This is a genomic window from Paenibacillus sp. FSL R7-0272 (assembly GCF_037969905.1).
Taxonomy (GTDB): domain Bacteria; phylum Bacillota; class Bacilli; order Paenibacillales; family Paenibacillaceae; genus Paenibacillus; species Paenibacillus polysaccharolyticus.
In genome coordinates, this window is sequence record NZ_CP150221.1 from 1,212,985 (window position 1) to 1,226,002 (window position 13,018).

Here is a 13,018-nt window from a genome sequence, read left to right on the forward strand (position 1 = left end):
TTTTCACTTGAAATAATTTGTAAAAATAGTTGTACAATTTGCTTAATTCTCTATTCAATTATTTGTAATTTATTCCGATTTTAATATGAGAAGGAGGTGAATTTCATTTTGAGAATTATTTTACCTATTATTGCATCGATATTGAGTATTGGAGGAGGATGGCTTTTTGGCTATTTAATAATGCTATTGATGCTATCTGGAGACGAAGGCCTCATTATCTTTGACGTTCCTCCAGCAAGTCATACTCTCTTGTATCTTGTGTTAACACTTCTTCCGTTTGTTGTCGCGGTGTATGTACTTAACAAGAAGGAGAAGTCAGGAATAATTGGAACCATTATCGTTTGTTTTATAGCATCTGTTGTAATGTATTTTATAGTAATTTTTAACCAAAGCGCAATTCAAGACTTCTTTAGAACGCCTTCGAAACATGTCCAATCGGAGATTCGAAGTCAAGTGCAGCAAATTATTGATGAACAACAGTTGCCTTATGTCATAGACCAGAAGGAGAGTGAGAGCCGGACCGATCACGAAGTCATACGAACCGTTGTTTATATGAGAAAAATACAAGAAGGAGATATAGAAAAAAACGAGGTAAAACCATTTGTTAATACAACATTTGAGACGGATGTTAAGCTAACTTTTAGGGGCCGAGCGGAAGATAATTATGTAACACAGTTGTAATGGACAGGAGCAAAGAAATATATTGTACAAATGAGTCTTATTGTAGGTAGATGAGTCGGAATTAACTATACATATTTTTTCCCGCTCGCAAGAATTTTTAGTTATCATTCATTTACCCGTATAAGATACCGATGCTCAAAGAGGCGTGGGTTATTATACGGATTATTTTGTTGATTCTAAAGGGCATTCTGAGTATTGCTGAAGGACCCGTATCATACTGAACATGGCGCTAACGCTGTTCCCATTTGTTGTTATGGTGATATATTTCCTTAAGCGAAAAAAAGAATATGTGTTCATTAAAATTATCGTGTATCTGTTTAGTACATCCTGGATACTTGGGTTTATGTGGTTCATTCATTCTTAGAAATTAGATATATTGGTAAAATTAGAATATTGTATGTGTTACAATTGCAGTAGTTGCGAGATGAATAGATAGCGCCGGTGAGTAAATCGAAGAGGTTTGAGAAGTCAGTTGCCCTGATGAATATAGCTGCTGGACAAGTTGGAACGTACATAATGATGTTGGATATATGGCTCGACACGTTAACTTTTAACGTTAAAGTTGACCTTTTTGCAAGGAGGTAACTATACTATGGAAAAATTTTATTTGATATGGATCGTCTTTATGGTGCTTATATTGCTGTACCGAATGATCTTTCAGAAGTTTAAAAAGCATAACCGGGAAAATATCGGACTCAGTGCAATTCTTATTATTTTTATGGGTAGCGGCGCTTCATTTACGCAGATGAACCTTATTTTTGTCATTGGTATCTTGGCCTTTTCGGCTTATTGTGCGGTGTGGAACAGTATTCTTTTTGTAAGGGACGGTTATGAGAAACCTCGACTGAGATGAGCTGATTTACGTTATGTGTAGCGAAAGTGTAGAGAGATGTGTACAAGTAGGTGAGTTAACTCTCTAGGATTGAGGGGGCAAGGTACTGTTGAACCTAGCTTGAATCGCTAACGATCACCAGAAGCCTTATTTAGCCAAAAAAGTCTGCATTAAAATTCTAACGATCCGCACAGACGTTATTTGTTGCAAATTGCCCGATTTATCTCTCGAAATATTGAAAAATAGCCAAATAGCGTTGCTGGTGATCGTTAGAATTTTAAATGTGGGAAAAAGGGGCAAATAAGCTCTCTCAGGATCGTTAGCGCTGAGGGAGTGGGGGTTCAATGCTTGGTTCAAAGGTACGTTAGAAATGAAAACACCATGCAACCATAATAAAACCACAATAGAACTACAATAGAGCATTCCAAAAACTGCAAAGACCTACAAAAGACTAAAAAAACTAAAAAAACCGAAATCACCGCAGCCTCTTTCCTGGCCGTTAGGGTGGTTTCGGTTTTTCGTTATGGTTTACGTTACTACTTTCATTTCTACTTACGGTATTACTAACTTTCGTTCCTGCATTCGTTTTTATTGGTGGTTACTATATTCGGTTTGATCTACGTTATGCCTAAGTTTCTGTTCATTTTCGGTGTGTTTACTTCTACTTTCTAAATTTACTCTTACCTCTAAACTAGCTCGCCAAAGGCAAAGCTGCTTTGCTGACTTGTACCGTGACGGTTTCCGTGTTAGTTACGCCAGCAGCATTAATCAGTTCCGCGCGATACGTGTATGTTCCGTTTGCACGACCGCTCAGGTCGGTTTTTGCCATTTGAGCAGATGGTGTAGCAGCGTTCAATGCTTGCGTATCGATCAGTACGTCATTTTCATAGAGGCGATACTCGGTTGCGTTGGTACCCCACCAGAGGTTCATCGTTACGGTGTAGTTGCCATCGCCGTCCCAGTTGTTTTGAGACAAAACGGCTTTACCTGGAGCCGCGTTCGCAATTTGAACCGTTAACTCGTCACTGCGAGTAGCGCCTTTGTCGTTGATCAGCTCGGCAACATACGTATAGGTTCCGTTCGCTTTGTCTTTAATCGCCGTTTTAGCAAACTGTGAAGAAGGGGAAGTTGCTGTTAACTTTTGCGTATCCACAAGGACACCGTTCTCATACAGCTTGTACTCGGTGGCATTTTCACCCCACCACAGATTCATGCTAACGTTGAATGAACCATCAGACAGCCCGGTGGTATGTCCGTTATCGGAAGAAAGCACCGGTTTACCCGGCGCTCCTTCGGCTGGAGTAGAAGGGTTTTCGCCTCCACCTTGTTCTTCCGAAGCTACAACGTCATCCAAGCTTCTTGGTTTCAATTGATAGACATCTTTGAAAATGGCAGACACACCTGTGATATCAATCTTGTCACCAGCAACATAAGGGAAAGTCGTTTCACTCACACCGGTACGCGTATCCACACGCACATGTGTGCTTGTCCCGTCCGCAGCTACCGCATCAAATTCAAATGAACCGGCTGGTGTAGCGCTGATGATGTTCTGAACTGTTACATTTTTCAATTGAACGAGTTGACCTTGATTCGCATCATTTATGGCTGTAACCAGCGCTGGAGCTGGAACAGAAGCGGTTCCAGTTTTCTCAATCGCAACCACATCGGTTAATTCGAACTCGCTGTTGTAGATCGTTGTGGGTGCAGTCACTTTCACTTTGTCACCTACATCGAATCCGCTCGTGTGCTGGAACACGTAGATTCCCGCTGTATCATCCTGAAGATAGAAGGCTTGTCCACCGAAAGAACCCGGTTTCGTTGTGACAACACCTTCAACGGTAACTGTAGTGCCAGCCGCTTTGGTGCGTGCCTCGGCAACGCTAATGGTTGCTGGAATTGGACCTTGTTCTTCTGGTAGTGGCTGTGCCGGTACGTTAGCAATGCTTACCGCACTGGTAATCAGGTTGCTACCGTTCAGACGCAGACGTAAGCTGGCGTTGCCATTCGTGCCTGGTTTGATGCGTACATTCAGATCTTTGATCCCGCGTCCCTTGCTATCTGACGTTACACTAAACGCCGAGCTGTATCCGTATGAAGTTGGCCATGTTCCGCTATCATTCTGGATCATAGCTACCTGTGTTCCACCCGTCAGATAAATACCTGCACTGTACCCGGAAACGGTAGTGTTTGGAGCCATATTTTCTACAACCACACGAATCTGGAAGTCCTCGGCATTCGGCAATGTATCTTGCTTCACGAAGCTGTAAGCTGCGTTAGCACTGGATGCAGGGCCGCCATAAGAGCCTGGCTTGAACGTGGAACGATCATACCACTTGTATCCGGCCGCAGGCGCAGCCCAAGGTTCAGCTTGCGGTTCAGTGGAAGCCGCTGGCTCCTCGAATGGTAACAGCGCTGTAGCTGTATCCAATGTAAGGCCGTTTACTTCGGACAGCTTAGTATAGTTTTCTTGTGTCGCCAGCCAGTTTACCGTATTCACGAGTAATACAGCATCATCGACTTCTTTGAAGCCGTCATATGTCGTTTTGCGTGTGCCTGTTTCTTCGCGCAAATATTTCGGGGATGCATCTTCCACCGGGGAAGAGTCACCGATGAAGGCCGCTTTACCTGCACCCAGTTTGGATACAGCCACATATGGACCTTCTTCGATACCGCCACCGTTATATACACCTTGGTCAACGGCGTTATTCCATTTGGCATTCGTTTTTGGCAAGTACACAATACCTTTGGCTTTCTCCGGATCTGTGATCGCCAGCGTGGAGCCTGCGTGCATCGCTACAGCAGATACGCCTTCGGTAATGCCGAATGCTTGATTCGCAGGTACGATGATATTGGCATTAATATCCCCGAGTGCGTTATACCGGAAACGTACGCCGAAGTTATCGGACAACCAGTCCGTGCTGGTTACATCTTGCATGGCTGCTGAATTGCGCTCATCTGTGCTCATGCCTTTGGTTGGATCTTCATATGCACCGCGGCGATAGCCGTTAATGACTTCAGAGCCATCCCAGCGGTTTTTGTTACGGTCAGCGTTGTAGTGATCTCCAATGAAGAAGATACTTCCGCCAGTTTCAACATATTGTTTCAATGCTGCCTGTTCAGACGTTTTGAAAGGAATTTGAGGTTCTGCAATGACAAATACGTTGTATTCTTTCAGATCATCATAGGTAAAAGGTGTCGTTTTGCGCAGTTCTTTCACATAATAACCGTCGTTCGCCAGAGCATTACCGAAATCCGAGAAGCCACCATCAATAACCCAATCGGCTGCTCCGGCAGTCTGACCGTGTGAATTGTCGAACAACACTTTCTTGCCAGCGTTCTCGTTAACGACCTTGGCTTGAATGAATGGTGCCGGGTCTGTCGGTCCTTCCGCATGAACCGAAGCATCTCCGTTCCATAATCCGATCTGAAGTGGCAAAGCCATGGATAATGCCAGGAGTGATTTTAACCAAACTCCCCGCAAACGTTTCATTTTACCCAACCAAATCCCTCCCAAATATTAGTTGATTCATGAGTTCGTCCATATTCTACCACATGAAAATCTCACATAGTCATAACAAAATGTAAAAATTAGATCGAACTTTGTAAAATTAGGCATTTTGGCATATGAATAGGTCATTTGGATTATTGGTTATTACAGGAATGGAAATAATAATGTGGTGGATAACGGAGTAGGGGAACACAAAGTAAAAAAGCCATCTCTACGAGATGACTTTGGCACGAATACGATTGACGGCGTGGAAAACGGAAGATTTGATCATGCCTTCACTGCGGTTCACCATCTGGGCTGTTTCTTTAATGGAATACCCATGGATCAGGCGCAGCTCCAAAATTTTGCGATGCTCGGTATTGTGGATATGGGAGACAATTTCGTTAACCCCCTCATTAATCTCCATCTGAGGAGTATCAACATGGTGGGCAGGGGTTTCCAGCCGGCTGTCTCGGCGTAAGGTCCGGGTACGTCTGCGAAAGCTGTCCATAGCCAGGTTACGGGCGATGCGTTTAAGATAGTAGAGAATTCGGTCTTCAGGAATATGGACAGTGACGTTCATGAGACGGATAAAACAATCCTGCGCCAAGTCTTCCGCATCCTGCGGCTGTTTGACGATTTGGGATAGATACCTGGTGATTTCTGATTTATAGTTAATGTAAGCATCGTTAATCTGTGTGTGGTTCATAAGATGTGAATCCCCCTTGGATATGGATCAAACCTTGGTTCCGGTCCGTTTGGCGTTCTGTTAATGCCAGTATAGCGGGAGGTTGTTTCCAAAAGGTTCAGAGTTGTATCGGAGTTGTAACATTTCTTGATTTCCTCTGTTCAAGCAGTCGGCTTGGGATACAGAATATAGACAGATGAAATTCATAGAGCAGGGAGATTACGAATGTATTATGAGACCAAAAGAGATATTAATCATCGAAGATGAAGAGTCCATTCGCGATATATTGTCCTATTCGCTTCGCAAGGAAGGGTTCGAGATCAAGGAGGCGGCTTCCGGTAGAGAAGGACTGAATCTGCTTCGGGAGTCGAGGCCTGATCTGATTCTACTGGATCTGATGTTGCCCGATATGAGCGGCTTCGATGTGTGCAGACAGTTGTCTGTGAATTCCAAAATCCCGGTAATCATGATTACGGCAAAGTCCGATATGCTGGACAAGGTGCTTGGCATGGAGCTAGGGGCTGACGATTACATTACAAAGCCTTTTGATATCCGCGAAGTGGTTGCCCGCATCCGGGCGATTTTCCGCCGGATCGATCTCATCAGCGAAACGCTGGAGAACCAGTCTTACGAAGTCGTTAGACTAGGCAAACATATCGAGATTCGTAAGGATGAGCGCGAGGTGTGGAAGGACGGGGAACGGGCAGGGCTCACCAACAAGGAGTATGATCTGCTACTCTTTCTCGTGAACCACCACCGCAAAGTACATACACGTTCAGAGCTGCTGGACAAAGTGTGGGGATTTGATTTTGCAGGAGATACGCGTACCGTGGACATCCATGTGCAGCGCATTCGCAAAAAGCTGGACAGCGGCGATCAAGGCATATCGATGATTGAAACGGTATTTGGCGTAGGGTACAAGCTGAATATTCAGGTGCAGACATGAAATGGACGATTCAGTTCAAGATGGTTGTGCTGTTCTCGGTGATCGTTTTTATCGGTTTCTCGGCACTGCTGATTCTGTCCAACAAGGTTGCTCAAGAGAATATGTACCGTGAAGTGCGAGAGGATATGGTGCAATCCAAAAAAAATCTGGATATCGCCCTGAATCAGTACTTTCTCATCCATAACAAACGGATCAGCAAAGATTCGCTGGAAGCAGGCAGCCGGGAGTTGGAAGAGCAGATTGGCTCTGCTGTGGGTGGGAAAATTACCCTCTATCGTCCCGATGCCTCTATGTATGGCTCCAGCACCAGTGAAGGGAAGCTGGTCAAACATACAGAGATAGAGGATTTGAGAGAAGCGATGCAATCTCGCATTGCCTATACGACAAAAGTGGATCAAGGACGGGTTGTCGCAAGCCTTTCTTTTCCGATTCAGAGTGACCAGCAACTTGTCGGCATTGTACAGCTCGAAAAGGATTATACGGATCTTTACCGGCGCAATATGCGCTTTCAGGATACAATTAAGCTGTTCGCAGCGACGATATTTGTGTTCGTTTTCATTGCTTCGATTTTTATTTCCCGGAAAATTACACAGCCGATTCGTGTGCTGACGAAACGTTCTGCCGAAGTGGCCCAAGGTAGCCTGAATGCGGATATTCAAATTGCCACGAAGGATGAGATTGGGGAACTGGCGGCGAGCTTCACGGTCATGATTGACCGGGTAAGAGAGCAGATCGATGTGATTGAGCGAGAACGGGACGAAGTGAAACAAGTACAGGCACGAAGCAAAGTTTTTTTTGACAATGTGACACATGAATTAAAAACACCGCTGACGACTATTCTGGGCTATGCACAGATTTTGCGGGATAATGGATTCACCGACCCGGATTTCTTCGACAAGGGCATGAATTATATCATCAAGGAAAGCCGTCGTCTGAATACGATGGTTGCGGATATTTTGGAAGTGTCCGTGTCTTCGGCAGTGATTGAGAACTACCGTTTTGCACGGGTTGACGTCTCGGAAGTTATTCGGGAAGCGTGTGAGGACATGTCGATCAAGGCAGGCAAATACAATATCGGCATTCATTATGAACTTGAAGAAGAGCTATATGTACGGGGGGATCGGGACAAGCTGAAAGAGGTATTCCTGAACGTACTGGATAACTCCGTCAAGTATAGTGATGTGAATTCGATCATTGAAGTGCAGTCCTCGCGGGAAGAACAGTCTATTGCCATTATGATTCGAGATCAGGGTGAAGGCATTGGTGCAGAAGCCCTGAATCATGTGTTTGAACCCTTTTACCAGGATAAGGGCATGAACCGTGTCGAAAAAGGCAGCGCCGGCTTGGGGCTGTCGATTGTGAAAAACATTGTGGAGCGTCATGGAGGAACAGTGGAGATGAAAAGCATCATGCGGGAAGGGACGCAAGTCCATATCCGCCTGCCGGGGGATCGAAACACATGAAATATACCGGCTTTTGGCGTAAACATCGCGATAAGCTGATGCTGTCCGGGCTACTCATTGCCTTTGTCGGGGGGATATTCGGGATTGGCAGCCTGTTCAGCATGAGTCACCTTAAACCACGTACTGTGATATTGCCTGGTGAGCAATTCAACAGTCGTCTCGCGCCCCCATCGAGCAGTACAATCCAAATCGAGTCAGCGACTAAAATTCCGAATGATTTTGTTATTTACGATTTTGATATGGGGGATCGGAATACGATTGTTGTTAACAGTACCGAACGTTCGTATACAGGACTGCGGCTGCTCAAGTTGCATCTGGATGATAACCAGGTGAAAGAGATCAGTGGCAACACGGATTTTGGCGTTGTACTGAGCCCGGATCGAACCAAGCTGATGTATGCTCAGTATCGTTCGGGACAAGCCCAACGCACGGCTTTTATATACGATATGAAAAGTGGTGAACGAACCAAACTGGGCAAGGAACATTCCTATTTCAGGGAGTTTCTCAGTAACGACACATCCATCAGTCATGATGATCGTGGTTTCATTCAGACCGATCTGAGAACGGGCAAAGAAGAGATCCTGTTTTCCGATGAGGTCATGATGAAGAAAGTCGGAGTAGAGACACATGAGGATAAATCGGGCAAGAATTACATCGTTATTGACAGTTTTGAGATTAGTCAGGATATGAAGCAGGCTTATGTTCTGGTCATGCACAAGGATGATTTTGCCGTCTATCGTGTGTCGCTGGAGAAAAATCCGGACGTGTCCTTATACCTGAGATCGAAGGATATCCAGCAATACCATCTGTTGAAAAATGGGGATATGATCTTTCAGGGTGAAGTGAATCAGGTGCAGGGACTATATCGATATCAGGTGGAAAAAAATAAGCTGAACTTGCTGGCCAAGGGCACATTCTGGAATTTTGATCTGAGCGCGGACGAATCCCGAATTGCTTATCTGAATACATTGGAAAATCAGAAAAATGAGCTTCATATTGCCTTCCTCAATGATCAGAACTTGTCCTCTGATACGGTGATCTACCGGAATATCAACAATTTTATCAAGCTGAAATGGTTTGAGGAAGAACTGTTCATGGCAAGCAGCACCGCCAGCAAGAGTGAGTTGTATCGTTTTAGCTTTAAGGCATGGTAGGTTTATGACAGGAGCACTACCCAGCGAGAGGTCGATTCATGTAGAGAATTTGCTGCCACAGCCTTAGTTTTATTCAGATATTAGAAAGAACATATATCCCTGCGGACAAGCATTGTACGCTCTGCCGCAGGGCTTTTTGTGTTGACATGTTACAAGTTGGATACAACTGCGTCCTGCCCCGATACATCTGCGCACTATAATAAAGTGAGATACACAGAAATACATAATCAGGAAATGGAAAGGAAGACAAGCCACGAATGCTTCAAGTTGAACAGGTATCCCATGCCTTCCGCAATGCACAGGGCGATGTTCCCGTGCTGCAAGATATTAATCTGACGATTCAAGAGGGGCAGATGGTTGCGCTGCTGGGTAGTTCAGGTTCAGGGAAGTCCACACTGCTGAATCTGATGGCTGGTTTGATGAAGCCAACACAAGGCAAGATTTGGATCGCAGGACAGGATATTGTGCGTTTCAGTGAGAATCGTCTGGCGGAGTTTCGGCGTAGTCACATTGGATTTATATTTCAATCCTACGAGCTGTTGTCCAATCTGACGATCCGGGAAAATGTAGAGTTGCCTCTGGTATTTATGGGAATAAGACCATCCAAACGTAAAGAAAAGGCGCTTCGCCTACTAGAACAAGTGGGGCTCGGCGATAAGACGAATCTCTTTCCGTCGCAGTTATCAGGTGGTCAGCAACAACGGGTCAGTATCGCCCGCTCGCTCATCACGGAGCCTTCGGTCATCTTTGCAGATGAACCGACGGGTAATCTGGATACAGAGACCGAGGAAGAGATTCTTTCCATTTTGCAGCAACTGAACAGAGAGATGAAAACAACCTTTGTCATTGTGACACACGAAGCCGAGGTGGCTGAACAGATGCAGGTTGTACTGACGTTACAGCAGGGGAGATTGGTCGAACAGCAACAGGTTGCCCAGTTGTAGCATATATGAGAGTTCATGTAAAAGGAGAGGAACAGTGAGAATACGGGACGTAGTGCGCATGGCCTGGGGACAGATCATTCGGCGCAAAGTGGTCACATTACTCTGTATGACCGGTCTGTCAATCGGTTCGGCAGCGATGATTATTGCACTGAGTGTGGGGCAGTCGGTACAGACATACAGCGAGAAAACGTTGAATGATAACTACAAGATGGACGAGATTACGATCAGCCCGAACGAGGGAATCAAAACGGGAAATGGAAGCGGCGGAGGCACGAAGAGTAAGTTTGAACGCGGCGCGCTGACGATGGAGAAAATTCGGATTATTCAGCGCCTTCCTCACGTTGTCGCTATGGCTCCTATGCTGAAACTGGATGCGCTCGATATGGTGCTTCCGGATGGGCGCAGCTCCTACGTGGAAGTGATTGGAACCGAGATGCAGACGTTGAGCGGGTTCGGATACAAATATGCACAGGGCAGCGGAACTGGCAATGGCCGAGTTGCAATTGTGAATTATGGAGCGACCTACGGCTTTATCGATTCCAAAGTGACTCAGAAGCTCTTTGAGCAGTTGAATTCCGATCCCTATAACAATGATCTTTTGCAACAGTACAATGAGATGATGATGAAGCAGGATCAACTGATGCAGCAACGTATACAATTTCGGTATGAGGATTTTACGAATGGCAGAAAGACCAAGATGAGTGGAACGATACGTGTATCGGGTGAACTAGCCAAACCGTCCAATATGGATGATATGAGCGCTCAGAATGACAAAAAAGTATATGTTCCGCTGGATACAGCACGTGCTCTGCAGGATGAGCTGGGATTGCAACAAACGGACAGCCCGGCACTCAAACGTCTCAATTCCGCATTGGTGAAGGTAGATAACAAGCGGCATGTAGCTCAGGTGGAAGAGCAGATCAAAAAGCTGACGTTAAACACGCAAAGTAATCTTTTTCAGGAAGAGGCCATGGCAGGACAGCTTGCGATGTACCAGAAAGCAGCCATCGGTATTGGCGGTTTTATTATGGTGCTGGCTTCACTGTCTATTATTGTGGCGATGATCATGTCCACGCATCAGCGGCGTAAGCAGATCGGGGTTATGAAGGTGCTTGGCGCCAACCTGTGGCAGATCCGTCAGATGTTTATTGCGGAGGCAGCCATGCTGGGGTTCATTGGTGGTGTGGCTGGGGTGGGGATTGCCTTTGCCGCGCTCGGCGGGGTGAACCAGCTACTTGCAAGTCAGATGGCGGATCAGGCGGGCGGACCGATGACAGTAATCATTCAGCAATCGGCATTGCCGCTGGGGATTGTTTTTGCCGTACTTGTCGGTGTGGTATCGGGTATCTATCCAGCCATCAGCGCATCGCGAACCAATGCGCTAAGTGTTATTAAATCGATGTGATGGATCTACGGAAAGGCTAACGTGCATGGCTGAACGTGGAACATTTGGAAATATGAACAGACTCAAACTTTTCAGTGGAAGGGAACTAAGCATGAAGAAATGGATCAGCATCATCACTACGATTGTACTTATGGCAGGTGCAGGGTATTGGGTATATGAGAAATACAAACCCCAGCCGGAAGCGCCCGTTGAGACTCCTCCGCCTATCACTTTTGATGTGACACAGGAGACGATGACACAGACCATCCAAGTGAAAGGGAAATCGGTCTATACCGAGCAGACGGACGTGTTTGCACCGTATGCTTCCAATATTAAACAGTGGCATGTCAAGAACGGGGAACAAGTGAAAAAAGGGGATGTTTTGTTCACGCTCGATACGTCGGCATTACAGACAGAAGTCAGTCAGATGCAGAGTGACCTGGACAAAGCACGGTTAGATGTGGAGATGAATCAGATCAGCATCGACCAGGCCGGCATGACTGAAACATTAGGTGTGACGGAAGAGGAACGTAAAAAAGCATTCGCGGACCGGGAGAGCAAACGTCTGGCGAACGAGCTTAGCCAAAAGGCTTTGGTTCTCAAAGAGCAGGAGATCCGCAAGAAGCAGGATGTTATGAGCAAGGCAGTGGTGCATGCTACGACCACAGGGATCTTTCAGTTGAATGAGCAGGATAACAAAACACGGGCCGTTACGGAAGGGCAGTTAATCGGCTCAATCACGAACACGGGCAAAATGAAATTCAATACTATTGTCGGTGAGGAAGAGATGTTCAAGCTGAAGGAGGGCATGCCGGTACAGGTGCGCATGAGTGCGCAGAAGGATCTGAAATTTACCGGAAAAGTAAGCAAGGTATCCAAATTTGCCCGGAAAAGTACGGATACCGATCTGAAGCAGGCCTCTCAGTTTGATGTTGTCATCGATCTGAAGCCAGATGCTCGCATGTATGGAGGTGTCAGTCTGGAAGGAGACATTGAAACGATGCGCAAGGACAAGGTGACTGCCGTATCGAGTCTCGCCATTATGCGTGATCAGCCCGAACCTTACGTGCTACTGGATAAAGGGAACGGACAGACGGAGCAGCAAGCGGTTAAGACAGGCATGGAATCCGGAGATAAAACCGAGGTTGTTAGTGGATTGAAGCCAGGGGATGTTGTTGTTATTCCATAGAAGGAGGTAAAAGCTTATTGCGGTTTTGTGCCGTAATGAGCTTTTTCTATTGCGACAGAGAGGAGCAAATTCCTTCTTTTTATGTGGAAAAAAATATAATTTAATTTATATAATTCAATTTACAGTAATATTTACATGTCGTATAATCACACTATAAGGAGGTGAACAAGCAGTCATACGCGAGATCACATTTTTTTTCAAGTTTTAATGGAAAGCGCTTACGCAAAGTTAGTTCGCATTCAACGTTCTC

At 45.7% G+C, this 13,018-nt stretch carries 10 protein-coding genes; 8 read left to right on the forward strand and 2 right to left on the reverse strand.

Annotated elements, in window-relative coordinates:
- Positions 1-108 precede the first annotated feature (108 nt).
- A complete protein-coding gene (locus MKY23_RS05205; RefSeq protein WP_339835974.1) occupies positions 109-681 on the forward strand; it encodes a hypothetical protein in 573 nt (190 codons plus the stop codon).
- Between the two features lie 592 nt (positions 682-1,273).
- A complete protein-coding gene (locus tag MKY23_RS05210) occupies positions 1,274-1,534 on the forward strand; it encodes a hypothetical protein (protein WP_339835977.1) in 261 nt (86 codons plus the stop codon).
- 670 nt (positions 1,535-2,204) lie between these two features.
- Here the strand turns inward: MKY23_RS05210 and MKY23_RS05215 are convergent.
- Complete coding sequence (locus MKY23_RS05215; RefSeq protein ID WP_339839220.1) at positions 2,205-4,955, reverse strand: chitinase N-terminal domain-containing protein; 2,751 nt, start codon at positions 4,953-4,955, stop codon at positions 2,205-2,207.
- A 277-nt stretch (positions 4,956-5,232) separates the two neighbouring features.
- Positions 5,233-5,709, reverse strand: coding sequence for an RNA polymerase sigma factor (locus tag MKY23_RS05220; protein ID WP_090917672.1), 477 nt, complete (start codon positions 5,707-5,709; stop codon positions 5,233-5,235).
- Positions 5,710-5,920: 211 nt separating this feature from the next.
- Between MKY23_RS05220 and MKY23_RS05225 the strand changes: the two genes are divergently transcribed.
- From MKY23_RS05225 to MKY23_RS05250, 6 genes are all read left to right on the forward strand, one after another.
- Positions 5,921-6,634: a response regulator transcription factor gene (locus MKY23_RS05225; RefSeq protein WP_090917674.1), complete on the forward strand. Its 714-nt coding sequence runs from the start codon at positions 5,921-5,923 to the stop codon at positions 6,632-6,634.
- On the forward strand, positions 6,631-8,097 hold the full coding sequence (locus MKY23_RS05230) for a HAMP domain-containing sensor histidine kinase (protein ID WP_339835982.1): 1,467 nt from the start codon (positions 6,631-6,633) through the stop codon (positions 8,095-8,097). Before MKY23_RS05225 ends, MKY23_RS05230 begins: the two co-directional genes overlap by 4 nt.
- Entirely contained in the window at positions 8,094-9,251 is a 1,158-nt protein-coding gene (locus tag MKY23_RS05235) for a hypothetical protein (protein ID WP_090917677.1), read from the forward strand. Before MKY23_RS05230 ends, MKY23_RS05235 begins: the two co-directional genes overlap by 4 nt.
- Positions 9,252-9,508: 257 nt before the next feature.
- A complete protein-coding gene (locus MKY23_RS05240; RefSeq protein WP_339835987.1) occupies positions 9,509-10,195 on the forward strand; it encodes an ABC transporter ATP-binding protein in 687 nt (228 codons plus the stop codon).
- Between the two features lie 34 nt (positions 10,196-10,229).
- A complete protein-coding gene (locus tag MKY23_RS05245; RefSeq protein WP_339835990.1) occupies positions 10,230-11,600 on the forward strand; it encodes an ABC transporter permease in 1,371 nt (456 codons plus the stop codon).
- A 91-nt stretch (positions 11,601-11,691) separates the two neighbouring features.
- Positions 11,692-12,768, forward strand: coding sequence for an efflux RND transporter periplasmic adaptor subunit (locus tag MKY23_RS05250; RefSeq protein ID WP_186809737.1), 1,077 nt, complete (start codon positions 11,692-11,694; stop codon positions 12,766-12,768).
- The last annotated feature ends 250 nt before the right edge of the window (positions 12,769-13,018 follow it).